Consider the following 26999-nt stretch of genomic DNA (forward strand, 5'->3'; position numbering starts at 1 on the left):
AAACCACATGTTCACTGTGATCTCTTGTACTGAGTATAGAGCTGTGTTACCCTCAATAAAAGTGAATATAATTCAAGATAGTATTCAATAAAATTGAAAGATGAAGGGGGATCATTGGATGGAATTGCGTCAACTGAATACGTTTTGTACGGTTGCAACAACGTTGAATTTCACACGAGCAGCAGAAGCGCTGAGCTACGTTCCTTCCAACGTCACGATGCAAATTAAAGCATTGGAAGATGAGCTAGGTGTTCGCCTCTTTGATCGGTTGGGCAAGCAACTCGCGCTCACAACTGCGGGTAAACGCTTTTTAACACACGCCCAAGGCGTTCTTGAAAAAATGGACGAAGCTCGCAGTGCTGTCCATGATAATGAAAAACTAAGTGGTACCTTAACGATAAGTGCAAATGAGGTTATTTGCTCCTACCGGCTTCCACCTGTCTTCCAACGGTTTCGTTCGCAGCATCCGGGAGTTCGCCTAATTTTCCGCTCAGTGCCGAATCAAGAGCTCAAGCAAACGCTCTTTGAGGGAACCACGGATATTGTTTATATGTTGGATGAACCCATTCGCTCGAGTGGACTTTCCGTGGAACCTTTGCTGGAAGAACATTTCCGATTGTTAGCTGCTCCAGATCACCCACTCGCCAAACGAACTGTGCTGCAATTGGAAGATTTTCATGAAGAAGTGTTCCTGACAAATGAGAAGGGTTGTCCATATCGAACGATGTTTGATCGGTCATTTGAGAAAGAGGGGATTGATAGCATTACATATTTAGAGTTTCAAAGTGCTGAAGCCATTAAACAATGTGCAATTTCAGGCATCGGTATTGCCTTTCTTCCTGAGATCGTCGTGGAGTCTGAAGTTGAACGTGGAGAACTTGTTGTCCTCCCATGGCAAATTCCGGACTTGCAGGTATATACACAGATGTTGTGGCATAAAGACAAATGGATTTCACCAATGATGTTATCTTTTATAGAAGCAACCAGGGAAATTTTTGGTTCACAGAGTGAGAATAAAACCGTATAGCTTATGTACGAGACATCAAACTGTTGAGCACAGTAAAACGCTGTTGAAAGTGGGGAAATATTATTTATGATTCCATTAGTATATGACCAGATTAACCATTGGGGAAAAGACGATGAATTTTTCCTTGCATTGTTAAAGAGACAAAAAGTAGAATTTATAGCTGACCTGGGCTGTGGAACAGGAAGATGGACTACTCATCTTGTTCAGCGCGGTTATAAAATTACCGCTATAGATCCCAATGAAGAAGCGATTGAGATGGCGCGAAGTAAAGATAATTCTGGAAATGTGAATTGGATTATAGGTGATAGTGCGGATTTACAAACCAATACCTATGATGCGGTGATTATGACAGCCAATGTTGCACAGGTATTTCTTACAGATGATAGTTGGAAGCGAGTGATCTCAGACGTATTCCGATCCCTAAAAATGGGGGGGCACTTTATTTTTGATACAAGAAACCCTTTGGTAAAAGTATGGGAAGAATGGGAGAAGGACAAAACTCCTGACTTCGCTAAAGATAGACTAAGCGGAGATCCTTTAGAAATTCACACAGAATATGAAGGGTTTGAGGGAGATATTTACACTTTCTATGAAATTGTAAAAAATACCAAAACAGACAAAGTGTTAGTTCATGAAAAAATGCAGCTGAGGTTTCGAAATCAAGAAGAATTCGAAGAGTCGCTGAAACAAATCGGTTTTTCAAAAATCAAAACATATGGTGATTGGGAATTTAAACAAGCAAATTCTGAGAATAGATCGTTTATTTTTCATTGTGTAAAATAGCAGTTAGTGAAGAAAATATCGAGGGACAAGTACCCATTGAACACAATTCTTATTCCTAAAATAACTACAGACAAATTTCATTCAAATCCATTCAATGAAATTTGTTCATATATGATGAACTGGAGTATGATGGGGGAAGGCGATGCTGATAATTATCATATAATCAATACCAAGTATAGCGTGTAATTTTATATAGGTCTAAAGCTTTTGGACCCGGCTACACAACACCATACTTCCTTGAAGGGGGACATCTGTTTTGGATGAGCAGTTTCTAGATTTATTGGCCGAGAAATATGATACGGAAGAAAAAATCATAACAGAGATCATCAACCTTGAAGCGATCTCCAATCTCCCGAAGGGAACCGAGCATTTTGTCAGTGATTTGCATGGGGAGTTTCAGGCTTTTCAGCATGTACTAAGAAACGGTTCGGGTACCGTCAAAGAGAAGATCAAAGAATTATTCCGGGAAACTTGGACGGATCAAGAAATCCATGATTTTGCGGCATTGGTTTATTACCCGGAAGAAAAAATACAGCTGGTTATAGGGGAACTGAGCAATAAACAGGCTTTGAACCAGTGGTATAGACTAACAATTGAGCACATGCTTAAGCTTATTTCTTATGCCTCTTCCAAGTATACACGCTCAAAATTGCGTAAAGCTCTGCCGGAGCAATATGTATATATTGTAGAAGAGCTTTTATACAAGACGGATTCGACCAACAATAAGGATCCTTATTACGAGGAAATATATCGGCAAATTATATCCTTGGGCCAGGCGGACAATCTCATTATCGGCCTTGCTTATACGACACAACGCCTGGTGGTTGACCATCTTCATGTGGTTGGAGATATCTATGACCGGGGGCCGTACCCCGATAAAATTATGGATACATTGATCAACTACCATTCTGTAGACATACAGTGGGGGAACCATGATGTCCTCTGGATCGGAGCCTACGCAGGTTCTCTGGTCTGCCTTGCGAATATTATTCGGATCTGCGCCAGATATGACAATCTGGACATCATTGAAGATGTATACGGAATCAATCTGCGCCCACTGCTAAATCTGGCGGAGAAATATTATGAAGACAATCCGTCCTTCAGACCTAAGTTACAGGCTGGCCATAATGTATCGGAGCAGGAAATTCTGCAGATCACCAAAATTCACCAAGCCATTGCCATGATTCAGTTTAAACTTGAAATTCCGATTATCAAGAGACGCCCATACTTTAATATGTCTGAAAGACTTTTGCTGGAGCAGATTGATTACGACAACAATGAAATCAACATCTGCGGTAAAACCTACCTGCTGGAAAACACCTGTTTCGCAACCGTAAATCCGCAGAAGCCTGAACAATTGCTGGAGGAAGAACGCCAGGTGATGGAAAAACTGCTGTTCTCCGTTCAGCATTCCGAAAAGATGGCCAGACATATGAATTTCCTCATGAAAAAGGGTAGCCTTTATTTAAAATACAATGGGAATTTGTTAATCCACGGCTGTATTCCTTTGGATGAAGAAGGAAATATGGAAGAAATGCAGATTGAAGACAAGACATATGCGGGCCGTCAATTGCTTGATGTTTTTGAGGATTATTTACGTTACGCCTTTGCACATCCGGAAGAAACAGAAGATCTGGCGACGGATATGGTATGGTACATCTGGACAGGGGAATGTTCCTCACTCTTTGGCAAGAGAGAAATGACCACTTTTGAACGTTATTTTATTCAAGAAAAAGAAGCACATAAGGAGAAAAAAAATCCTTACTACCATTTACGTGAAAATGAAGAGATCTGTCGAAGAATCTTGCAGGAGTTTGATTTGAATCCGGATCATGGACATGTCATTAACGGGCACACGCCAGTCAAAGAAATAAGTGGAGAGAGCCCTGTTAAAGCAAACGGAAAAATGATCGTGATTGACGGCGGTTTTTCCAAAGCCTATCAATCCACCACAGGCATTGCCGGATATACCTTGCTGTACAATTCTTTTGGCATGCAGCTCGTCGCCCACCAGAAATTTAAATCAAAAGAAGATGTGTTATGCAACGGAACGGACGTATTGTCTGTGAAAAGACTGGTGGACAAAGAACTGGAACGGAAACTGGTGAAGGAAACCAATGTTGGGGAGAAGCTGCTGCAGAAAATCTCGAATTTGAAGGACCTTCTGGAGTATCGTAACCCTGTTCAATAGGAATTGCGGTTAGATCGTTAAAATCACTTTCAAGCATATGTTATAGCATGTACTTGAAAGTGATTAATTTTCTAATCGACATCAGATATTATTAATTTCATTGTATGAACAATCAATTCAATACGAGTAAATTTTGGATTGGTGGTATCCTTTGAAAGGAAGTTAGTGTACTTTAAATATCTCTTAAAGGTTGACAAATTGAATCATATCACACAAAATACATGCTATAGCATATATTAATCCTATATGTACAACTTAATGAAAGAAGGATAGCTATGTTCATTTTTATTACCGTTTTACAGATTCTTTTAGGTCTCTTTTTCCTATTCACAGGAAGCAAAATTATTTCGGGTAAAATGGCCGACGAATTCAAACGATTTGGATTGCCCTCTTACTTTAATGTTCTGACCGGTTCGTTTGAGATTGTGGGAGCCATTGGTATGATCGTTGGCATATGGATACCTATTTTTGCACTTTTGGCGGGTGTGCTTCTAGGTGGAACGATGCTTGCTGGGGCGTTTACCTTGATTGTTTTAGCCAAAGACCCCATACAAAAGGCCATTCCTGCACTCATTTTGTTTGTTCTTAGCTTGATGGTGTCGATGTATCATTTCTTTTAAACGACTTATTTAAGGCATGATGGCGATATAAAGTAGTTTGTAACAATCGTTCAGATCACCTATAATTGGTGTAAGAACATGATGAATGAGGGTACAACAATGGACTTATACGATGTGACTGGTTTTTTAATTCACCGTACTGATCTTAAGCTTACAAATTATTTTATCAAACAATTGAAACCTTATAAGGTCACGCCTGAACAATGGAGTATTATTTTTTATATGGATATTGATAAAGCTACGACTCAAAAAGAGCTGGCAGAGGCAATCGATCGGGATCAAACAACTGTCGTGAGGATGATACATTCGTTAGAACGTAAAGAAATGGTTCGACGTATGATTAATGATCAAGATAAGCGTTCACATCATTTATATTTGTCTCCTAAAGGAGAAGAAGTAAAGCAACAGTTGTTGTTAACGGTCAAAGACGCTCATAATTACGTCACACGAGGGTTAGAGCCGGAGGAACTAAAACAGTTAAAAGTAATATTAGAAAAACTGTACATGAATGTGCAAGAGGATTAACCGAATTGACACGCTAGGTTTTAAAGCCCCCCAAATACATGCTGTAGCATATATTTGGGGGGCTTTAAGCGACTCTGCTTTCTTCTTGCAATTTGCAAAGCAGGTGCACTCCTGGGAACTTGAAGAAAATGAACAGACGAATGTTAGGTGAATATCTAATTGAATTTACTTTCAGGCTCTTCACCATTTTCTACACGTTTTATATTATTTATAAAGAAATCATATCTTATTTTATGAAATTTCCGACCATCAGGCATTCCGGCTGTATGGGGAGTAAGTATCACATTACTCAGATTCCGAAGCTCACTATCCATAGGAAGTGGTTCAGATTCAAACGCATCCAGGCATGCGCCTGAAATATCTGCGTTTTTTAATGCATCAATCAAGTCTCTTTCGTTAACAATCCCACCGCGGGCTGTATTGGTAAAAAGAGTGGTATTTCTCATTTTCTTGAATGCATTTTTGTTGATGAGCTGCTTGATTTGCTGATTCAAGGGAATATGTACACTGACGATGTCCGATGTGCTTATAAGTGTATCGAAATCCGTCATTTTCACCACGTCCTCAGATTTTACAACAGCTTTTCTTGCATAAGCCTGCACATTCATATCAAAAACCCTGCAAAACGAAGCCACTTCTTGCCCAATAGCGCCCAAACCGATAATCCCAATCGTTTTCCCCTTTAACTCACTCCCTGTATAGTCCAATTGATTCTCATCCATCAATCAATGCCAACGTTCCAGTCTTGCGGAAAATACGCTGTAATATTTGATTTTGCAGTTTCGTTAAAATAACCAACGATGAGAATTTTCATATCTATACCACCTTTCATAATCTATCCCATGCTAATCGTATGGAAAAGATTCCAGAATAACAATATAGCTCCTGATTTCAGTGAGTGGGGGAGTATGTCAATGTTTGATTACTCTAATAGTGGAGCTAAAGCCAAGAAAATATTAATGAATGAAATTTACGAATAGACTTGATTCTGGAAGTTGCACCTGAGACTGAAGTTCTTCTACGTACTGCTGATGTATCAGATAAGCAAGCTGTTCAAAAATATGTAGATTATACGGTTCAAAAGACGTTTTGGTAAACCTGAAGAAGTAGGCCGTCTTGTTGCCTTCCTGTTATCTTAGGCAATGTCCTGATGAGGATACCTACAATGAAGAAAAAGAGCAGGTCATCCAGAAGATGGCTTGCTCTTTTCTTGCGCTGATTTTTTGATATCTACACTTCACTTCTAACGCGATCGCTCCTACTTACCTCGACTCTGGATAATATCCACCATCTGTTTAAGCGCCTTTTTGGCTTCGGGTATAGGAAAAACGGGGAAGACATGATTCATTTTGGGATACTCGAAATAGTTGATATCAACCGATTGCCGGATAGCTTTTTCTTTGAATTTTCGGGCATCCGGAAGGAATAATTCATGTGTTCCTATAAACAGTGAAATTTTACCCAAATTTTTAATTTCCCCATGAATCGGACTGAGCAAGTAGTGTGAGTGCGGGGTTTCACCTGCATATCTTTTCCCAGACTCAACCAGCATGTCCCAGTTCAACATCGGCTCTTTATCCATCATGGCGATTACTTCAGGGTTGCTTAATGTAATATCAAGCCATGGAGACAGCAAAATAATGTCCTTTGGCTGTGGCAATCCTTGTTCCAATAAATATTGCGCAAAAGCCAAGGAAAGACCACCACCAGCAGAATCGCCCATTAAGACGATGTTTTCCGGTTTAGTTATTTTTAATACATGCTCATATACCCTAAGAACACTCTCAATTGCATCCATGTACTGATAATTCGGTGCTTTCGGGTAAATTGGCGCATACACCGTGCAATGAAGTTGCTCCGTTAAGTTGTTTAAAAAATGCCAGTGCCATATCAGTGGTTGCTCAACATATCCTCCACCAGGCAAATACAGAACAACTCGTTCGCCCGAGCGAGATTTGGATTTCAACATATACGTGTCTACCGGGAGACTGTGTTCTTTGGTAATATTATACTTCTGCTTAAGTTTGGCAGGTAATTCATAGGGCATGCTGTTACTCTTTCCGCGTTCCTCCATAAACTCATTCACATCAAGCTTCTTTTTGGTCATTCTCAGCAACAATTCGACTAAGAAACTTCGTATACTCCGCATCATATCGACCTCCTATATAAAGAATACTTGAATACAATCATAAAATATATTTAAATATAATTTAGTATCATAAATATTATTTTAAGGATAAGAGGGATGAAATGAATATTTCACAGTTGCAATATTTATTATCTGCTGCACAGTGGGGTTCATTCACGAAGGCCGCGAGCGTGCATCATCTCACCGTGCCAACGATTAGTCAGTCCATCAAACAATTGGAAGAAGAGATGGATACCGTTATTTTTTACCGTACCAAAAAAGGAGTCGTACCAACAGCAGAAGGAGAGCTTATTCTGCAGCATGTGGCAGCCGTCCTCAAAAATATTGAACACATGCAGAGTGCATTGCTCAGTTTCAAGGAAGAATCCTCAGTGTGCATCACGATTTCCACCATTCCTGGATTTGTTCCTCAAGTGGTGCAGACCATGTTGGAACTGATGAATACATATCCCACACTCAAAGTTCAGATGATCGAAGGAGATACACTAACGGTGATGAAACATGTTCAAGAGGGTTATGCGCACATGGGATTACTCTCATATAATAAAAGCCAACGCGACAACTTGTTCGAATGGGTTCCTATCGTTGAAGGCAACGCAGTGTTGATCATAAACAACCGGTCGTCATTACGCTTTTTCAAAACAATTTCACCTGAAGACTTGCATAATGAAGTATTTGTTTTATACAAAGACGAACATATTGAAAATATCGCTCATACGTTAATGTCCACTAATCTTACCAACCGTATCGCCTTGATCACGAATAACATCGATGCATTGTGCCAAATGATTGTTTACGGCAATGCTATAACGATTGCTCCAGATTTTATATTAAATGCGTTGTCTTCCACCTATCGTGAACAATTCGTAACAGTTCCTTTACAACAATTCAGCTCTGAGAAAGCCATCTTGGGGAGAATCACACGAACAGATGAACCGCTTTCTAACATGGTCGAAGAATTTACAACCAAGCTGGCTAACCTCGTGCAAAACCCAAAAGGCTCTTCGTTGGATCACCCGTAGTTCTTGAAGCTGGAGGATATATCCCCGATGCGATTTCTAAGTAATAACGGTAGTAGACATTCTGATGCAGCATAGTTTATGACGCTCTACATAGCAGATGATAACATTTTGTTTTTTTGAAGATGGTACACTTCAGGGATGGACTGCACGGATTGGTACGAAAAACCTCACAGTAACAGAAAAGGAAGCACATGAAGGGAAGTCAAGCATCTTAGTTGCCAACCGTGAACGCTCCTATCATGGACCCATGTTCTCGATGAAAGAGCTGCTTCAGCTGCCGAAAGCTGGAATTCGATCGACAGCTTACAGATCCTTAAAGCGCAATGGAATACTTGGCATAAGGTCACTGGAACATTCCAGTACAGCGATGACCCTGCTGAGCTGAAACTATTCATTGAAACGCCTTACATCTCTGAGGATAGCGTATGGCATTCTCTCTTTTGTAGGAAAAGACAAACATTAAATCTTCGTTAGTTATCACTGTAAAGTCAGAACCCTCGTACTTGTGGAGAGAACGATCCATATGTACGGGGGTTCTTTTCGTGCAAACAACAAGTCATATTAACAATTTGTTATCGAAGCTATGGTTTTATCATGTTGACTTGGAGGGAGCCAATCTATACTTAAACCTACGGAGATTAAACAGAACCTTGACTGACGTCTCTGAAACCAATAGAGAAAGAGGGGGAGCACACGAATGAGTAATGCCAAAGCCACCACACCCACCCAAGTCGATGTGATTCGTCCGAGTCCCCGGCGTACCAAACGCAAAAAAGGCTCCAGCCGAACGCTGGCACTGGATCTGATGTTATTGCCAGCAGTTATTTTGACGTTCATATTTGCGTACATACCGATGGGCGGATTGGTCATTGCTTTTCAGGATTATAAGCCCTGGCTCGGGTTTGCAAAGTCTTCCTGGATCGGACTGGAGCATTTCCAATTCCTGTTCAGTATGCCGGAGAATGTGCAGGTGATCTGGAACACCCTGATTATTGCAGGTTTGAAACTGATTGGAGGTCTGATTGCACCGCTGATCTTTGCCTTACTCCTTAACGAAGTACGAAAGGAAACCTTCAAGAAGAGTATACAAACGTTCGTTTATCTGCCGCACTTTCTGTCATGGGTCATACTAGGCGGAATTTTGCTGGACATGCTTGCAACAAAAGGTATGATCAATCAGTTTCTTGGGGCGGTGTTTGGTCTTGAACCGATCTTTTTCCTTGGGGATGGCACTTGGTTTAGAATCGTCGTTGTTACAAGTGATATCTGGAAGGAATTCGGGTTTGGTGCCATTATCTTTCTTGCCTCGCTGGCAGGCATTAATCCAGCACTGTACGAGGCAGCTGAGGTGGACGGAGCAAGTCGCTGGCAGCAGACCTGGTCCATTACGATTCCGGCTCTCATTCCCATCATGATTGTTGTAGGAACGTTGTCCCTCGGGAATATCCTGAACGGAGGATTCGATCAGATTTTCAATCTGTATAATCCGCTCGTTTACGATAAGGGAGATATCATCGACACCTTTGTTTATCGGGTAGGTCTCATCGATGGTAAGTTTGGATTCTCGGCTGCAGTCGGACTTTTCAAATCGGTGGTTGGATTCGTGCTGATCGTGATCGCATACCGTGCAGCGTATAAATTTGCGAACTACCGTATTTTCTAGAAAGGAGACCTCACCGCATGTATCATAAAACCAAGCCGTACAAAGTATTCACCGTGTTTAACTATACGTTCTTAATTTTATTATCACTACTCTGTATAATCCCGTTGATTCACATTCTCGCAGTCTCCTTCAGCGGTAAAGCAGCTGCCAATGCGAATCTGGTTGGACTCTTTCCGGTGGAATTTACACTTGATGCTTATGAGAAAACATTGGCCAATGAGAACTTCCTTCGTTCCCTATGGATTGCAATACAGCGAACCGTGCTGGGTACAATCCTGAGTATGGTTATTGTCACGCTGGCGGCCTACCCTTTATCCCGGGAGAGTCGCAGCTTCAAACGACGTAACATCTACACCTGGTATTTTGTATTTACGATGCTGTTCAGCGGAGGATTAATTCCATTCTACATTCTTATCCAGAAACTCAATTTACTCAACACGATGTGGGTGCTTATCCTTCCTGGAGCGGTATCTGTCTGGAACATGATTCTTTTATTGAATTTCTTCCGCAACGTTCCCAAAGAGCTGGAGGAGGCTGCCTTCATCGATGGTGCGGGTTACTTTCGAACATTGATCTCTGTCTTTTTGCCCGTGTCGATGCCAGCCATCGCTACACTATCCCTGTTCTCCATGGTAGGACACTGGAACGCCTGGTTCGATGGGTTGATTTTCCTGACGGATCACGAAAAGTATCCTTTAGCCACCTTCCTCCAGACGATCATCGTACAGCAGGACTTCAGTAAAGTTTCCGTGCGACCTGAAGACTTGGAGAACATCTCACAACGGACGATCAAGGCAGCTCAGATATTCATTGGCATGGCACCGATTTTGGTTGTATACCCCTTACTGCAACGCTTTTTTGTTAAAGGGATTGTACTTGGTGCTGTTAAAGAGTAAGACGGATTCAGATCTAACCAATTTAGAATGATATGGGGGAGACAACATGTTTAAAACATGGCAAAAACCGCTTCGCATATTGATGGCTGCCACAATGTTATCTGGTGTGCTCGCAGCGTGCAGCAATGAATCGACATCAGAGAACAAGCCTAGCGACAGTAATGAATTTTATTCCGCTCCGTTTGAAAATGGTAAATATGTTGAACCGGTTACCATTTCGACTGTATTTCCGATCACCAGCAGCTTGAAGTTCAAAAATGGGGAAAACATTGAAAATAACGTTCATACGAAGTGGGCTCACGATACACTGGGGATCGATATTAAATACTTATGGACGGTGAGTGAACAAAATAATGCGTACCAGACCAAACTTCGTCTCATGTTAACCTCGGGTCAGAAAATGCCGGATATTATCTCTTTCCGTGGTGACTCTACGCTAATCAGTGATTTGATCGAATCCGGTCAATTTACGGATGCGGGGGAATTATTTGATAAATATGCCTCCGATGTATACAAAAAAGCGATGGCGGAAGATCCAAACGTATGGAACCCTTATATCCGTGATGGCAAGCGAATGGCTATTCCAATTCTGGAGAACGCTTACAATAATGATCCCGTCATGTACATTCGGGAAGATTGGCTCAAGAAGTTAAACTTGAAAGCACCAACCACTTTAGCCGAGTTGGAGGCGGTGATGGATGCCTTCGTCAATCAAGATCCGGATGGCAACGGCAAGAAGGATACGATGGCTCTGTCTGTAGGTTTCAAGAATGATCTGAACACCTGGATGTCGGAATCCGGCTGGATTTTTGGCATGTTTGGAGCGATGCCTAATCAGTGGAACAAAGCCGCAGACGGTTCACTTGCCTACGGCTCCATCCAGCCAGAGATGAAACCCGCACTGACGAAAATGAAAGAATGGATGGAAAAAGGATACATTGATAAGGAAGCGGGACTTTATGATGAGCCCAAAGCAACGGAGGCGTTTACTGCAGGCAAGTCCGGTATAATCGTTGGCCCTTACTGGATGACAGGCTGGCCGCTCCCGGATCTGCAAAAAAACGTGCCTGATGCTGAGTATAAAGCATATCCACTTCCGGCCGGCCCTGACGGGAAGATGGGACGACATGGAACGCCAATAAGTACAGGAGCCGTTCTCATTAATAAGGATATGGAACATAAAGATGCATTCTTTGTATATCAGAACTATTTGTTTGATCACTGGGCTAATCCGGACAGCACAACGTTCGTGCACGGATTTGCTAAAGGTTATGATTATGACATCGCTCCAGACGGAACCGTCTATAAAGAACTGCAAAGCGACAAAATTCCTGGCGGCTGGATTGATGCGATCCGTTATACGTTGACGTTTGACGGCGCGATTATCCCTAACCTGATGATGAATACCCTGGCAGAACTTGCAGGGGGTAAAGAACCAACCACTCAGTATGAGAAAAACCTGGCAGACCGTATCCCTGAACAGATTAAGGCCGCCAAGATTGTCATTGACCAAAAAGATATTATCATGCCTGAGATGTTCACGGGTGTACCCACGAAAACACAAGTTTCCCGAGGCGATATGCTGAGCAAGCTGGAAAAGGAAGTGTTGAATAAAATCATTTATGGCCAAGCACCTGTTGATGATTTTGATGCATTTGTGCAACAGTACATGTCTTCTGGCGGTAAACAGATCACGGAAGAAGTAAACGCATGGTATGACACGATAAAATAAAAAAAACGAACCGCACTTCATGTATAAGGAGTTTCATTTACCTGTGTACATGAAGTGCGGTTTTTTAACTTTATTGCTCACGGTAATCCTGAGGCGTCATACCGAAATTATCGCGAAACACCTTGATGAAGTATTGGGAGTTGGCGTAGCCCAGTTTATCGGAAATCTCATATACCTTATCCTGCGAATGATTAAGCAGGTAGAGGGCAAGATCCATTTTGACACTTAGAATGTACTCACTCAAGCTGATGCCTTGTAATTGTTTAAACAGTTTGGAGACATAAACCGGATGCAAGGATACATGATCTGCGATCGATTGGAGACTGAGGGAGTGCAGATGGATGGAAACAAACGTCTTGATCTGATGTATGACATCATGTTGCTCATCTAAAGACTGTTCTTCCAGCTTCGTTCGCAGCCGATCAAGCATGTTTTCAGCCCAATCTGTAAGTTGGGATACAGACCGAAAAGGCATACGCGGAACCCATTCGTTTCCGACCAAATCGGATAACAGCGCATGATTTTTGTGGGCAATGTAATGAAAAGCCGATAACAATATAATCTGAATCTCATCCAGATGTTCTACAGTTTGTTCAGGCAGCGTGCTATACCCAGCCTCAATTCGGTGCAGACGTTCTTTGAATACTTCCCATTGTCCCGTTTCAAGCAAATGATTGAAGGTTGGTGGTTCATATAATATATGCAAGGAACGAATGGACACAGGACGATAGCTTTCCTGAAGGGAAAGGAAGTACCCTGTACCGTTACCTACCTGCTTTTTCAGAGCGGACTGGGCTTGCTCATACATGTCCCGGATATCATGCTGGAGTTTACCCTTCTGGCTCAGGATGACGGAAATGCCACCTTTCAGATATTCATTGACATTATGATGCAGCTGTAGGGAGATATGCGTGAGACCCTGATTCTGATCCTCCAGCTGATCCTCCAGCTGATCCTCCAGCTGATCCTGCTCCGGCAATTGCTTACTGTGACTTAACTTTAACAAGAAAACCAGATAATCGTAATGATCACGACAATGCCAGGTATGAAAAGCTGTGTTGTATAACTCACATGCGATGTTGGTCACGGCATACTCAAACAACTGCAAGCTGCTCGTTGTATGCCTGGTAAAATGTTCTTCCAGGCGTACCAGAACGAGTTGAACTTCATCTTCGGCATGGAAGGGCAGATGATAGTGTGCCAACTTGTCGTTCAAAGCATCTTCTGCATAACGATTACCTTCAATCAACTGATTCAGCAGCCTGTCCTTCAACGAAGGCAGGTGCTCGCGAAACGAGTTCATCGCCTGTTCATAGGACAAGGCTCTGCGGATTTGTTCCTCAATGGACAGCACCGTCTTTTCCAGACATGCCGCCAGTTTTTCGACATCAAGCGGTTTTAGCAAATACTCAACAACCCCGTGTCTGGTCGCTTCTTTCGCATACTCGAACTCGGCATAACCGGTGAGCAAAATACAGGGCAGGTTGGGTTTAGCCGCCTTGATCTGCCGAATCAGCTCAAGTCCGTTCATCACCGGCATTGAAATATCGGTAATCACGATATCTACGGTCTGTTCATCCAGAATGGATAAAGCCTGCATTCCGGAATATGCTTTGTGAATACGCTCGATCCGATATTCATCCCATGGAAATGAGATCTCAAGATCGTCAATCACATAGGATTCATCGTCAACCAACAGAATCTGATGCATCTGCAATATCCTCCTTATGTATAGTAATGATGCACAGGGTACCTTCATATAAGCTGGATTGAACGGAAAAGCCCGATCGTTTACCATATGTGAGTCTGATTCGCTGATTGACATTTCGAACTCCTGTTCCGATCTGTTCCTCTGGGCGGGTTAGTTCATTCATGTGTTTGCAGATCAGTGACAGTCGCTCTTCCGGCATGCCCACACCATTATCTGCAACGATGATACGGATGACCTCATGGTCCTGCTCCGCGCGAATCGTAATTTTCCCTGAACCCATGGAGGGTTCAATCCCATGTTTGACCCCATTTTCAACGAGTGGCTGCAAAATCATACGAGGGATACGGACCGAGAGAAGCTCTTTGGGTACATCGATATCAAAAGTGATCGTTTTTTTTCGCATATGAATAATGGACATGTAATGATTCACAAAACGAAGCTCTTCACCCAGCGTCGAATCCATATCTTCAATACGATGAATATAACGGCAGTAGGAAGCCAGCTCCAAGGTCATGGCTGTGACCGATTCATAATCCTTTACACTCGATTTGCTCTGGATATAGTTGAGACAGTTGTATAGGAAATGGGGATTGATCTGAGCCTGATACTGCTTGAGTCTGGCCTCTTTGACGGAAAGTTCTCCAATAAGGACCTGCTCAATTAATGTCTGCGTATTCTCAGCCATTCGGTTGAACGATCGACCCAGGATTTTAAATTCCATAATTTGAGTTTCGTCGACACGGCTGGAGAAATCTCCCCGGTCAAACCGGTCGATCGCTTTACGCAACCGAATAATGGGTTGTTGAATCTGATTACGCAGAGCCAAGATGTACAAAAGCGAAAGAAGCAGCAGGGCTACAAGTGCCAGCACAAACAGCGTATTGTTACGTGAAATCGATTGCTGAAGCTGATTGGTTGGATGATAGTCGATAAAGTACAAATCCAGAATACTTGCTTTCATATAAGTGATGAAGTAATTCCTGTCCTGAAAGGAGATTTCAAAGAAACCTCTGTCATTTCTGAGCTGTGGAACAACCTGAGCATCAGCCTGGGCAAGTCCAAGGGAGCCTGAACCTCGAATGGCTGTTTTAAAATGGGAATCATACAGCATCGGTGTTCCGGATGTATAATCAGACATCATTTTCTGCAAAACATCTAATGAGATCCTGATCTCGATATACATCGGCCCTCGATGTCCCTTGGTGAGATGTGAATAATAACCTGTACCATCCTTGTTCATATGTAATATCCATTGATCGAGCGGATCTTTGGACATGGAGAATGATAGAAATGAAAACTGGGGATCAGAAGATACCGTGTCCTTTTGATCCGGATAATACAAAATAATGGTATTGTTCCATGAGGTGGAAGCACTGTTTAATGCCAGCTTCTCAATGAGCTCCAGCTTGGCCTTGTATTTAGCAAAATCATTTCCGTAATGAAGAACATATGTATAACCTCTGACGGATTGATCCTCTGATAATGTTAGCGCATTCATTAATACCTGCTCAAATTGATTCGATAGCTGGGAGGACATGAATCGCACTTCGCCCAATTTATTCTTTTCTAACTCTCGTTGAATATCTTCCACATTTAATCGATAGATCCACCAGAAGATCAGTACAATCAGCATAAACATCAAAACTAGACCGAGTGCCAGCTTTGAAAAAATAGAGCCGTTCTCTGTGGGACACTTTTCCTTCAACATGTCATTTCCTCCTGTAGAATAAGAACGATCATCTCTAGCTTTATTCTACAATATCTAGCTTTATAAGGGGAGGGAACATGAGGACAAGGGGCTTACAAAAGACACCACTTAAAGGTGGATGTCAACGAACAGAACCCTGGAGCTGCGTAATTCTATAGTAAATGGGGTTTGTATAAATCGGACGCTCCGAATTCGATGGTCATATGCCAAATATAAATATTTACCTCTTGCATAAAGAACGTATGTTCGGTTTATAATATATAGAAACATACGTTCTTAAATGTACAGGAGTGATTTCAGTGTGGACTAAGCAGCGAACCATTATGCTCATTGATATGCAGAGTTTTTATGCTTCAGTCGAAAAGGCAAAAATGCCCCAATACAAAAATAAACCACTCGCCGTTGCAGGCGATCCAGCAAGACGTTCTGGCATTATCCTTGCCGCTTGTCCGTTGGCCAAAGCTAAAGGTGTATCTACCGCGGAACCACTCTGGCAGTCTCTTCAGAAATGCCCTGAACTGATCATTGTAAAACCTCACATGCAAGAATACATCGAAGTTTCCACTCAGATCATGTCCATTATTGAGGAATTCACCGATCTGGTCGAGCCATACAGTATAGACGAATTATTTGCTGATGTTACAGGGTCTATGCATCTATTTGGTAATGATCCAATCGATCTGGCCAAACAAATTCAAGACAAAATCTATAATGAAACAGGGGTTTATGCCAGAGCAGGGATTGGTGAAAACAAAATTATCAGTAAATTGTGCTGCGATATGATTGCTAAAAAAGCGGAGGGTGGCATTTTTCACTTAAAGAAAGAGGAGTTGCATCTTCACATTGGAGATAAGCTCATCCGCGATATGTGGGGGATTGGCTCAAGAATGGAAAAACATCTGTGGAAGATGGGTATCCGAACCATTAAAGACCTGGCGAATACGCCTCTTTCCAAATTAAGAAGCAAGTGGGGTGTTAATGGAGAAGTCATCTGGAGAGTCGCCAATGGACTCGACAATTCGCCGGTAACCGTCAACACACACAGCACACAAAAGGATATCGGAAACGGAATGACCCTGCCTAGGGATTTCACAGAAGCATGGGAGATCGAAGTGGTTATTCTCGATATCTGTACAGAAGTGTGCAGAAGAGCCCGTAAAAAAGGGCTGATGGGTAGTGTCATATCTGTGAGTGTATCGGGAGCAGATTTTGATCACCCCACTGGTTTTCACAGGCAAGTTAAACTGTCTGATCCTACAAACATAACCGTTGATGTGTGCAAGATCGCCAAACGCATATTCCATCAACATTGGGATGGGCAACCTGTGCGCCGTGTAGGCGTATCCCTGTCTCAATTATCCAATGCGGATACATATCAACTATCTTTCTTTGATGATCAAGAGCAGAAACGAGCCATTGATCAGGTGATGGACAACATTAAGGATCGATATGGCGACATTGCCATTCTTCGAGCGAGCTCCATTACGGCTGCGGGTCAAGCGATTGATAGAGCATCTAAAATTGGGGGGCATTACAAATGAGCAAAAAACTGGAGGCCAATGGATTATGGGAATCGAGCCGCATGATGCTTCCACAACATAAAGAACGAATTATACAGCATCGTACTCAAATTCATCATCAAGCGAAACCACTGATTCATGAAGATGAGTGGGAGATTATTGCTCAACATATAGATATGTCCCTCAACTATACGTTGCAAGCCACCTTTGAAGTGTTTAATGAGTCAGGCAATCGGTATATACACGGAATCGTCACTTCAGTCAGCGCCTTTGGAAAAAAAATAAAAATTGAAATGGATAATGGATTTGAATGGGTCGATTTTGATCAATTGGTCACTGTAAAGTTTGAAGAAGGAGGAGGTGTGTACGGTGAGACAAACTTCTGAGGAACTTGCACTCGTAAAGAGGCTGGTAGAGCTTCCGTATCTTTTAGGTGCTCTGGAGGTAGATAAGCATAAAATATACGCTTCAAACTTTAAAATGAAATCGGTGTATATTGATTACCTGGACGGTACCCAAAAGAAAATTGCTTTAGAGATGTACAAATCAAAACAAAGTTTAAAGGAACATCATATAAAAATCATTGAAGAGGAGAGATCCGAGCTGAGTTTAACAGTAAATTATTCGGTAAGAGGTTACCTTCACAAAATGACATTATTGTGGAGCAAAGTGAAAGTGGATGTGACCTTAATGCTTACGGAACATATGAGCGTTGATATTACTGATATGCCAACATAAACATAGAGTTAGAGCAGAATACAGTATATAACGTCATGGGGTGGATATAATACAGCTATAACCATTGTTTTCTTCTCCCGATTTGGGTAAACCGACCTTTGAAATTGAAGGGTCGGTATTTTTTGTCTCAAAATTTTGCATTGGTATATTAAACATATAAAATGAGAGAAATCACGCGGCAGATACATTTATCCATATTGTTTCGACTAAAACAAGGATGAATCCTTCAGAAGGGTGATACCAACATACCTGGATTAGTACGGCGTGGTTCCGTTATCTTGACAGCCAAGATTATTACATACAACGTTGAATAAGAGTAATATGTTGATGTCCTCTTGAGCATGTTTTCTGTGAAAGATATGAACGCTAAACGTTATGTCTTGTAGTTGAACTAACGGCGGATTTTCAATTTGTGGAGGGGAGAAAGAAATGGACTACAACAACTCACGGAATGAAGCGGTTTTTGAGACGAAACGGCTCCGTAACTGTACCATAGCGGCGGGTCGTCGTCATACCGTTGCTCTTAAATCTGACGGAACAGTAACAGCTGCGGGTGATAATAAATATGGTCAATGTAAGGTAAGCGATTGGTGCGATATCGTCGCAGTTGCAGCGGGTAATGTTCATATGGCTACGAATACAGGTAATGCCCATACCGTTGGTCTTAAATCTGATGGTACGGTAACAGCTATAGGTTGGAATAAGCATGACCAATGCAATGTAAGCGAATGGCGCGATATCGTAACCGTTTCGGCAGGTTGGTGCCGTACGGTTGGGGTTAAATCAGATGGCACCGTGGTTGCGGTGGGGCGAAATAATGAAGGGGAATGCAACGTGAGCAGCTGGCATGATATTGTATCGGTCACGACGGGTGACTGGCATACAGTCGGTCTAAAAATAGACGGAACGGTAACAGCGGTTGGTAACAATAAGTATAACCAATGTAACGTACACGACTGGGGCGACATATTAGCTGTTTCGGCGGGGTATCTTCATACAGTTGGGCTCAGATCGGACGGCACGGTATTGGCTATGGGTAGAAATAATAATGGCGAATGCGACGTAAGCGGTTGGCGCGATATTGTAGCAGTTGCAGCTGGGAGTTATCATACCGTTGGTCTTAAGTCTGATGGTACGATGGTTGCTGTGGGTTCGAATAAACATCACCAATGTGATGTAAGTGGCTGGCATGACATTAGAGCTGTTTCGGCGGGCTGTGCCCATACGATTGGACTAAAATCGGATGGTACGATGGTTGCTGTGGGTGATAATGATTATGGACAATGTGATGTAAGCGGATGGAGTATCATTCAACAATAAATAAAGGAATTTCATATCGAGGGACTAGATCATGGTCCCATTGAAGTCGCTATTTTAGCGGCTTTTTTGTTTTATCGGTACAAGTTTTATTCCCAAATCAAGGACAAGAACATGGTCCGATTACCAATCAGCGTATAAATAATCGGTTCTTCTCTCCATAAATTCATTGATCTAACGAGAAGATAGTCCATATAGGGTATGGGGGTATAAAAATATGTTGACTAATATAGGGTAGGGGGGTATTGTATTGTACAAGAGCTTGATGAGACCTGAAAAACTGGCCTCGAGAGTTTAGCCCATCGTTTAGGTCAAACTAAACCAAAAAATCACCCACAAGAAGGGACGAAATTAGATGAAAAACATTGTTTTGAATGTACAAGGTATGAACTGCCAACATTGTGTAAACTCCATCGAAGGTGCTCTGAAAGAAATCGGAGTGAGTGGCAAGGTGAACCTCAGTGATGATTCGGTTGAAGCGACGTATGATGAACATCAAGTCTCCTTGGAGCAAATTAAAGAAGTTATTGAAGAGCAAGGCTACGAAGTAGCGTAAGTAATGGACGAAGAGGGGAGTGAGTTATTTTGGCTACAGCAGAGGCTCAGACGAAACAGTCGAGTATACAAATTACAGGTATGACCTGTGCAGCTTGTGCAAACAAAATCGAAAAAGGACTCGGCAAAATGGACGGGGTCACATCAGCGAATGTTAACTTTGCTTTGGAGAGGGCAAGTGTAACGTATGATCCCACGAAAGTGGAAATGAAAGAACTTGAGGAAAAAATCAAAAAACTTGGATATGGTTCCGTATCAGAGGTTGCGCAATTCAATCTTGAAGGCATGACCTGTGCAGCATGTGCGAACAAAATTGAAAAAGGCCTGAACAAGCTGCCCGGCGTTACTAACGCTTCAGTAAACTTCGCCATGGAAACTGCCCGAGTTGAATTTTCCTCTGGTGAAGTTTCCATCGAAGACATGAAAAACAAGGTGAAAAAACTCGGTTATACGGCAATCGTCAAGCAAGACGGTACCAGCAATGGTGCAAGTGACCATCGTGCTAAAGAACTGAGTAATCAAAAACGGAAATTACTGATTGCGGCGATTCTTTCCTTGCCGCTGTTGTGGACTATGGTAGGTCACTTCTCGTTCACTTCATGGATCTATGTACCGGAATTGTTTATGAATCCGTGGTTCCAACTAATTCTGGCTTCACCAGTACAATTTTATATTGGTAGACAGTTCTATGTGGGTGCGTATAAGGCTCTCCGGAACGGGAGTGCCAACATGGATGTGTTGGTATCACTTGGTACCTCAGCAGCCTACTTCTATAGTTTATATTTAACCATTCAATGGTCAAGTATGGTTGAAGGGATGCATCATGGTCCATCCCTCTATTATGAAACGAGTGCGGTCCTGATTACATTGGTTCTTATGGGTAAATTGTTTGAATCACTTGCGAAAGGCCGAACATCAGAGGCGATTAAATCACTGATGAGTCTGCAGGCGAAGACGGCATTAGTGGTTCGGGATGGCAAAGAACTTACCATTCCAGTGGATGAAGTCATTGTAGGAGATGTTGTCCTTATTCGTCCAGGAGATAAAGTTCCTGTAGACGGAGAGGTGCTGGAAGGGATCTCATCTGTAGATGAATCCATGCTTACGGGTGAAAGCCTTCCAGTAGAGAAAAAAGTCGGGGATGCTGTGATTGGAGCTACGATTAATAAAAACGGTATTCTTCGGATCAAAGCAACCAAAGTAGGTAAAGAAACCGCTCTTGCACAAATTATTAAGGTTGTTGAAGAAGCTCAGGGATCAAAAGCACCAATTCAGCGGGTAGCCGATGTGATCTCGGGCATATTCGTCCCGATCGTTGTAGGAATTGCAATAGTTGCTTTTGTGGTTTGGTACTTCTGGGTTACACCAGGCGATTTTGCAGGTTCGTTAGAAAAAGCAATTGCGATTCTTGTTATCGCATGTCCTTGTGCACTTGGACTTGCAACCCCAACATCCATTATGGCGGGGTCTGGTCGTTCGGCTGAACTAGGGGTGTTGTTCAAAGGCGGGGAACATCTGGAGCAGACGCATAAAATTGATGCGATCCTTCTGGATAAAACCGGTACTGTTACAAAAGGTAAACCTGAATTGACTGACGTCGTCGCTCTTGGCAATGAAAATGAATTCCTGAAACTTGTTGGAGCTGCAGAGAAAAATTCTGAGCATCCACTTGCAGAAGCCATCGTTGTAGGCATCCAGGAACGAAATATCGAACTACCAGGAACTCAATCCTTTGAAGCATTTCCGGGTTTCGGAATCCAAGCAATGGTTGAAGGTAAACAGCTACTCGTGGGTACACGTCGACTGATGGAAAAGTATAATATCGATGCAAAAGCAGCTTATCATTCGATGTCACGTTTGGAAGAAGCGGGCAAAACTGCGATGCTGGTTGCCATTGATGGTCAATATGCAGGTATGGTCGCTGTGGCAGACACAATTAAAGAAACTTCGAAAGCTGCAGTAAACCGTCTGAAAGAAATGGGCATTCAGGTCATTATGATTACAGGTGACAATGAACGGACGGCAAAAGCCATCGCTGCTCAAGTAGGTATTGAGCACGTTCGTGCAGAGGTCTTACCTGAAGGAAAAGCGGAAGAAGTGAAAAAACTGCAATCACAAGGTAAAAAAGTGGCCATGGTTGGCGATGGTATCAATGATGCACCCGCTTTGGCAACTGCAGATATTGGTATGGCGATTGGTACGGGGACAGATGTAGCGATGGAAGCAGCTGATGTAACACTCATGCGCGGCGATCTATCCAGTATTCCTGATGCTATCTACATGAGTCGTAAGACTATGCGCAACATTAAGCAAAACTTGTTCTGGGCACTTGGTTACAACACCTTAGGCATTCCTATTGCAGCTATCGGTCTGTTAGCACCATGGGTTGCAGGCGCAGCGATGGCCTTGAGTTCGGTATCCGTCGTTCTAAACGCCCTGCGATTGCAACGCGTAAAAGTACGTCACTAGTCAAGTACTAGAACAGGAGCGAACATAATGATGATGAGGAGTAAAAAAATCATGCTAATGTTAACCGGTGTTTTAGCTTTCGGTGTGTTGTCTGCTTGCGGAACCCCTAAAGAAAGTGCACATACAGATGGACATGGTGGTATGAATCATACTGAGATGAAATCTGAAACTGAAGGTGCGAGTCATGATCACGCAGGGCCTCATGCTGATTCAACAGCAAATGCCCTTGAAACCTCGTTCTCCTTTGCATCAGATGTGAAGGCCAATGAAAATTCGCTTCTGACAATCCAAATCACGGACGTCGATGGTAATCCGGTTAATGATTTTGAAATGGGGCACGAAAAACGAATGCACCTTATCGTGGTGAGTAAAGATCTTTCTTACTTTAATCACATTCATCCAGATTTTAAAGGCGATGGAAAGTTTGAGATTGAAACTTCATTTCCAGCTGGTGGAGAATACAAAATCCTTGCCGACTTTGTTCCAAAAGGTGGAGCGAGCACTACACCCAGTGAATGGGTGAACGTTTGGGGTCCAGAAAAAGCCCAAGAGCCTGTTCAAGCGGATTCCAACCTTATAAAAGAAGTGGATGGTAAAAAAATCGAACTTTCATTGAATACCAAAAAGGCCAACGAAGACGTAAATCTGACCTTTAATATCATGGATGCGAAAACGGACGAAGGGATCAATAATCTGGAACAATACCTCGGTGCTGTAGGTCATGTTGTTATCCTTTCTGAGGATGCAGAGCAATATCTGCATGTACATCCAACAGAGGAAAAGGCAACAGGTCCAAAAGCAGAATTTATGACCTCTTTCCCGCATAGCGGAACCTATAAAATCTGGGGTCAATTCCAACATGATGGGGAAGTCTTTACAGTACCTTTCGTCGTAGATGTAAAGTGAGTAGAGAGGTATGAGCATGGGAGATAAAATTAAAATAGCGATTAGTCCAGCAATCCAACTTGGTGGAAGCTTATTCACTCCGGAGCAACTAGTTAAAATTGGCGAGATTACTGGTCCAGATTCAAAAGTGGAGATGACACCCTTTAAGCAACTCTACGCAGAAGTATCGATTGAACAACGAGATCAGATCAAAAATAAACTTGAAGATCACGGTCTTGAAATAAACCCTGCAGGATTTGTAACCAAAAGTCTGATCGCTTGCAACTTTTGTAGAGGTGCAGAAGAAGCAGGCATGGAAACAGCCAAAAGTTTAAATCAAGCCATTTCCGGTATCGATACGCCTACACCACTCAAGATTGGATATGCTGGATGCGCCTTAGGCACTAGTGAACCGTTGATTAAGGATATTGGGATCGTAAAGATGCGCGATAAGTTCGATGTTTATGTTGGTGGCGAGTCGAAGGGGCTTAAACCCTCCTTCGCCAAGCTGCTACATTCCGGATTAATGGAGGATCAGCTTATTCCTTTTGTTACCGCAATTATTGATTATTATAAGATACATGCGAAAGGCAAAGAAAAGTTCAGCAAATTCGTTAATCGAATGACACTGGAAAACTTGAAGTCAATGACGCTTGAAAGGGGGTGAAAACAGTGAAAGAAGCAACTGTAAAAATTCTAGGTATGTCTTGCCGTTCTTGTGTATCTAAAATTGAAGGTGCAATTAGCGCTCTTGGCGCTGAAGGCCACGTAAATTTTGAACAGGGAACAGTAGAAGTTCGATTTGACGATTCTAAAGTTCAAATCGCTGAAATTGAAGAAGCGATCCGTAAAAAAGGATATAACGTCGGAGCGTAATATATATTGAAATACAAGGGAGAGTAATTGGGCATGACGGAATCCATTCAAATTTATTCAATCCCAACCTGCAGCGATTGCAATTATGCTAAACGTTACTTTAAAGAGCGTGAGCTTCCCTATACGGATTACAATTGTGAAGAAGATGCCAAGTACGCTGAGGAAGTCTGGAAGTTGACTGGCAAACAGGTTGTTCCAACCATTGTCATTGGAGATAAGGTCTTTGTAGGCTTTGCGGAAAATCTCACTGAAATCAGCGAGTTAATTAAATAACTGTTATGACCCTGGTCAACTTCCGCGCCTGACAAGCCGTTCTCTTAGCACGTACCATGATACTTCTTGCTCCCTTTACATAGGGTAGGGGGGGATGGTAATGTGTTAATAAAGGAGTTGATCTATTTGGATGATACGATACTTGAGGCCGCCTCATGTGACCATACATCTTCAAACGAGCGGAAAAGCCATCATTCGGAGAGTACAAAGCGAAAGTTAATTAGCCGGTTGAATCGGATTGAAGGGCAAGTGCGTGGAGTAAAAGGAATGATTGAGAAGGACACGTATTGTGATGACGTATTGCACCAAATTGCCTCCATTCAATCCGCGTTGAATGGAGTAGGAAAGCAGCTTTTGGAACATCATATGAAAAGCTGTGTCATTGAACGGATTTCAGAGGGCGATCACAAAGTTTTGGATGAACTGATGATCACTGTAAATAAGTTAATTAAATAAGCTAGAATATTGGAGGTACCTCTTGTTGTATTCAGGCAAAAAGAATGTCAGGAACAAGAATATGCTCCCGTTGAGTCGCTATTATAGCGGCTTTTTTGTTTTATGGCTTTAGCTCAGTGAGTGCGTGTAACGCGCGAAACAAAAAACCACCCACTATGCGGGTGGGGGGACCTGAGGTTTGATCACCAAGACCGTTCCGATAAAATTAGATGTTCAGGCTGGGTGAAGGAATGATCTAGGGTGGCAAACAAGAGCTGCAGCCTAGCTCACACAAAAGTGGATGTGTAAATCCCACATTGTATTCACCCCGAAGTATAGACGGAAAGAAATCTATAGATACTATGTAAGTACAGTTATAGAAAGTACTCTAAATGACTATATTAACAAATTTAACGCCTTCCACTAAGGAGCTGGTAGCAGAAGGGGATCTAATTGCAACTCATTTTCGCTGGGCATCGTTCCAAAAAATTAGTAGATGGATAAATAGATTAAAGTCGAAGAGAGACTGCATTTTGCACTCCCTCTTCTTAGTGATTTTACAATTAGGAAATATAAACTACTAGTTTTAGCCTAGTTTTTGCGAACCATTGAACCACACAGATTTGATTGACAAGGTATCTGAAATATTAGTGATCGGATCACCGTTAATGAGAATAAGATCAGCACGTGCACCTTCGGTAATCCGGCCACGATCATGTAGACCAAAGCAACGGGCCGGTTTGGAAGTAGCCGACTGAAGAGCTTCGATCGGAGTGAACCCAGCCTTCACCAGTAGCTGCATTTCGTGGTGAACACTGGCCCCATGAGCAAGGCCACCAAGGTTCGGAACGGGAACCGGTGCAACATCCGTCCCTACAAGAATATCAACTCCGGCACGGTGAAGATCCATCACATTTTTAAAGCTGTTCTCCATATTGCCTTGTGGGAACGTATTGAAGCTTGAGTTCAAGATATCGATCCAATCTGGGCTTAATTTGGAATGAACTCGTGGATCATTAGCCAATTCTGATGCCGGATTACCTATAATCGATGAATTCAACACCAAGCACGGTGTAACAAAAGCTCCAGAATCAGCTATGGATTTGACCAATTCGGACGTGTACTCGGGTCTGTCGATAAACAAGTGCCCCAAACCGTCGACTCCAAAATCGATGGCTGCCTTCGATGAAAGAGCCGTCAAGACGTGGGCAATAACCAACTTATCAAATTTGTGGGCTTCAGTAACAGCTGTTTTTAGAATCTCGTCACTTAGAACAGGCAGGCCAGGTGCACCCATGACCGTTCCCTCTTCAATCATGATCTTAATATAGTCAGATCCATTCTCCACTTGGGTATGCACATGTTTGATCGCTTCTTCAACCGTCGTCACTTGAGGTATTTCGTCGTGATCGTGAGCGTAGGCGGCCAACATTGCTTCCCGGTCTTCCTCCGATAACTTCTCTAGTTCCTTTAATACAAATTCAGGTATTTCATCTCCATCAGGCATTAATTCATCTGGGTGCCCATCAGGAGCGGTAATCGCTGTACCAGCAGATCGGACGTCTGCGATGTCATCCACATTTTTAAGCTGAATTTCGCGCCCTCTTTTAGTAAAATCGCCGTTCATTTCAAGTTCTGTTGTAACACCGAATTTTAAGGCATCTCGTAATCCGCCAATTGAGGTATGAACATGTGCATCAATGAGACCAGGTATTAATGTCGCATTTTCTCCATCGATAATTGTTGCATCGCTCGGGATGTCTCCGCCCACTGAGATAATGGACACCCCTTTTATGACAATATGTCTGGGAGCAATAATTTGATATCCATCAAAGATCCGTACATTTGTAATCGCCGTAATTTCTTCTAATCCAGTATTTTGATTTAATTTCTCCATCATAAAA

26 protein-coding genes and 1 pseudogene are annotated in these 26999 nt (G+C 42.5%); 22 read left to right on the forward strand and 5 right to left on the reverse strand.

What is annotated here, in order from left to right; all coding sequences use genetic code 11:
• Window positions 1–118: 118 nt before the first annotated feature.
• From F0220_RS16240 to F0220_RS16260, 5 genes are all read left to right on the forward strand, one after another.
• On the forward strand, window positions 119–1027 hold the full coding sequence (locus F0220_RS16240; RefSeq protein ID WP_105598893.1) for a LysR family transcriptional regulator: 909 nt from the start codon (window positions 119–121) through the stop codon (window positions 1025–1027).
• Between the two features lie 66 nt (window positions 1028–1093).
• On the forward strand, window positions 1094–1810 hold the full coding sequence (locus tag F0220_RS16245) for a class I SAM-dependent methyltransferase (RefSeq protein ID WP_105598894.1): 717 nt from the start codon (window positions 1094–1096) through the stop codon (window positions 1808–1810).
• Between the two features lie 256 nt (window positions 1811–2066).
• Entirely contained in the window at window positions 2067–4001 is a 1935-nt protein-coding gene (locus F0220_RS16250; RefSeq protein ID WP_105598895.1) for a fructose-1,6-bisphosphatase, read from the forward strand.
• 269 nt (window positions 4002–4270) lie between these two features.
• On the forward strand, window positions 4271–4621 hold the full coding sequence (locus F0220_RS16255) for a DoxX family protein (RefSeq protein ID WP_223199995.1): 351 nt from the start codon (window positions 4271–4273) through the stop codon (window positions 4619–4621).
• Between the two features lie 99 nt (window positions 4622–4720).
• On the forward strand, window positions 4721–5146 hold the full coding sequence (locus F0220_RS16260) for a MarR family winged helix-turn-helix transcriptional regulator (protein ID WP_091020165.1): 426 nt from the start codon (window positions 4721–4723) through the stop codon (window positions 5144–5146).
• Window positions 5147–5301: 155 nt separating this feature from the next.
• Here F0220_RS16260 and F0220_RS16265 read toward each other — a convergent pair whose 3' ends face one another.
• Together F0220_RS16265 and F0220_RS16270 are read right to left on the reverse strand one after the other, a co-directional pair.
• Window positions 5302–5868 carry an NAD(P)-dependent oxidoreductase gene (locus F0220_RS16265; RefSeq protein ID WP_223199708.1) on the reverse strand — a complete coding sequence of 189 codons (567 nt, stop codon included), beginning with the start codon at window positions 5866–5868 and terminating at the stop codon, window positions 5302–5304.
• Between the two features lie 536 nt (window positions 5869–6404).
• Window positions 6405–7298, reverse strand: coding sequence for an alpha/beta hydrolase (locus tag F0220_RS16270; protein WP_223199709.1), 894 nt, complete (start codon window positions 7296–7298; stop codon window positions 6405–6407).
• Window positions 7299–7396: 98 nt separating this feature from the next.
• Here F0220_RS16270 and F0220_RS16275 point away from each other — a divergent pair, with 98 nt between their 5' ends.
• The 5 genes from F0220_RS16275 to F0220_RS16295 all read left to right on the forward strand — a co-directional run bounded on the left by F0220_RS16275 (window position 7397) and on the right by F0220_RS16295 (window position 12608).
• Window positions 7397–8317 carry a LysR family transcriptional regulator gene (locus F0220_RS16275; RefSeq protein WP_105598899.1) on the forward strand — a complete coding sequence of 307 codons (921 nt, stop codon included), beginning with the start codon at window positions 7397–7399 and terminating at the stop codon, window positions 8315–8317.
• 97 nt (window positions 8318–8414) lie between these two features.
• Window positions 8415–8702 carry a carbohydrate binding domain-containing protein gene (locus F0220_RS16280; protein WP_149846699.1) on the forward strand — a complete coding sequence of 96 codons (288 nt, stop codon included), beginning with the start codon at window positions 8415–8417 and terminating at the stop codon, window positions 8700–8702.
• A gap of 420 nt (window positions 8703–9122) precedes the next feature.
• On the forward strand, window positions 9123–9980 hold the full coding sequence (locus F0220_RS16285) for an ABC transporter permease (RefSeq protein ID WP_223199996.1): 858 nt from the start codon (window positions 9123–9125) through the stop codon (window positions 9978–9980).
• Between the two features lie 17 nt (window positions 9981–9997).
• The gene (locus F0220_RS16290) at window positions 9998–10876 is read left to right on the forward strand and encodes a carbohydrate ABC transporter permease (protein WP_105598902.1); all 879 of its coding nucleotides are present in this window, start codon (window positions 9998–10000) and stop codon (window positions 10874–10876) included.
• A 46-nt stretch (window positions 10877–10922) separates the two neighbouring features.
• Entirely contained in the window at window positions 10923–12608 is a 1686-nt protein-coding gene (locus F0220_RS16295; RefSeq protein ID WP_105598903.1) for an extracellular solute-binding protein, read from the forward strand.
• Between the two features lie 70 nt (window positions 12609–12678).
• Here F0220_RS16295 and F0220_RS16300 read toward each other — a convergent pair whose 3' ends face one another.
• Window positions 12679–14319 (reverse strand): response regulator, encoded by a 1641-nt coding sequence (locus F0220_RS16300; RefSeq protein ID WP_181155430.1) that lies wholly within the window; start codon window positions 14317–14319, stop codon window positions 12679–12681.
• The gene (locus tag F0220_RS16305; protein WP_105598905.1) at window positions 14297–16027 is read right to left on the reverse strand and encodes a sensor histidine kinase; all 1731 of its coding nucleotides are present in this window, start codon (window positions 16025–16027) and stop codon (window positions 14297–14299) included. Before F0220_RS16305 ends, F0220_RS16300 begins: the two co-directional genes overlap by 23 nt.
• 323 nt (window positions 16028–16350) lie before the next feature.
• Between F0220_RS16305 and F0220_RS16310 the strand changes: the two genes are divergently transcribed.
• From F0220_RS16310 to F0220_RS32940, 12 genes and pseudogenes are all read left to right on the forward strand, one after another.
• Complete coding sequence (locus F0220_RS16310; protein WP_181155460.1) at window positions 16351–17568, forward strand: DNA polymerase IV; 1218 nt, start codon at window positions 16351–16353, stop codon at window positions 17566–17568.
• Window positions 17565–17933, forward strand: a complete 369-nt coding sequence (locus F0220_RS16315; protein ID WP_091020148.1) for a YolD-like family protein — start codon at window positions 17565–17567, stop codon at window positions 17931–17933. The genes F0220_RS16310 and F0220_RS16315 overlap by 4 nt, the downstream gene beginning before the upstream one ends.
• Window positions 17917–18285 carry a YhjD family protein gene (locus tag F0220_RS16320; RefSeq protein ID WP_091020147.1) on the forward strand — a complete coding sequence of 123 codons (369 nt, stop codon included), beginning with the start codon at window positions 17917–17919 and terminating at the stop codon, window positions 18283–18285. Before F0220_RS16315 ends, F0220_RS16320 begins: the two co-directional genes overlap by 17 nt.
• A 429-nt stretch (window positions 18286–18714) precedes the next feature.
• Window positions 18715–19605 carry an RCC1 domain-containing protein gene (locus F0220_RS16325; protein ID WP_105598907.1) on the forward strand — a complete coding sequence of 297 codons (891 nt, stop codon included), beginning with the start codon at window positions 18715–18717 and terminating at the stop codon, window positions 19603–19605.
• 352 nt (window positions 19606–19957) lie between these two features.
• A complete protein-coding gene (locus F0220_RS16330; RefSeq protein WP_105598908.1) occupies window positions 19958–20158 on the forward strand; it encodes a cation transporter in 201 nt (66 codons plus the stop codon).
• A gap of 80 nt (window positions 20159–20238) precedes the next feature.
• Window positions 20239–22626 carry a heavy metal translocating P-type ATPase gene (locus F0220_RS16335; RefSeq protein WP_262928157.1) on the forward strand — a complete coding sequence of 796 codons (2388 nt, stop codon included), beginning with the start codon at window positions 20239–20241 and terminating at the stop codon, window positions 22624–22626.
• 27 nt (window positions 22627–22653) lie between these two features.
• Window positions 22654–23532, forward strand: coding sequence for a DUF8832 domain-containing protein (locus F0220_RS16340; protein WP_223199710.1), 879 nt, complete (start codon window positions 22654–22656; stop codon window positions 23530–23532).
• 16 nt (window positions 23533–23548) lie between these two features.
• Window positions 23549–24178 carry an NAD(P)/FAD-dependent oxidoreductase gene (locus F0220_RS16345; protein ID WP_181155432.1) on the forward strand — a complete coding sequence of 210 codons (630 nt, stop codon included), beginning with the start codon at window positions 23549–23551 and terminating at the stop codon, window positions 24176–24178.
• Window positions 24179–24183: 5 nt separating this feature from the next.
• Window positions 24184–24387 carry a heavy-metal-associated domain-containing protein gene (locus F0220_RS16350; protein ID WP_105598911.1) on the forward strand — a complete coding sequence of 68 codons (204 nt, stop codon included), beginning with the start codon at window positions 24184–24186 and terminating at the stop codon, window positions 24385–24387.
• A gap of 33 nt (window positions 24388–24420) precedes the next feature.
• Window positions 24421–24660 carry a glutaredoxin family protein gene (locus F0220_RS16355; RefSeq protein WP_105598912.1) on the forward strand — a complete coding sequence of 80 codons (240 nt, stop codon included), beginning with the start codon at window positions 24421–24423 and terminating at the stop codon, window positions 24658–24660.
• 138 nt (window positions 24661–24798) lie between these two features.
• The gene (locus tag F0220_RS16360; RefSeq protein ID WP_105599150.1) at window positions 24799–25116 is read left to right on the forward strand and encodes a metal-sensitive transcriptional regulator; all 318 of its coding nucleotides are present in this window, start codon (window positions 24799–24801) and stop codon (window positions 25114–25116) included.
• A 240-nt stretch (window positions 25117–25356) separates the two neighbouring features.
• Window positions 25357–25450: pseudogene (locus F0220_RS32940) on the forward strand (IS200/IS605 family transposase); the annotation flags it as partial.
• Between the two features lie 231 nt (window positions 25451–25681).
• Here F0220_RS32940 and F0220_RS16370 read toward each other — a convergent pair.
• Window positions 25682–26992, reverse strand: a complete 1311-nt coding sequence (locus F0220_RS16370; RefSeq protein WP_105599151.1) for an amidohydrolase family protein — start codon at window positions 26990–26992, stop codon at window positions 25682–25684.
• Window positions 26993–26999 lie beyond the last annotated feature (7 nt).

The organism is Paenibacillus sp. 37, from assembly GCF_008386395.1.
GTDB lineage: Bacteria > Bacillota > Bacilli > Paenibacillales > Paenibacillaceae > Paenibacillus > Paenibacillus amylolyticus_B.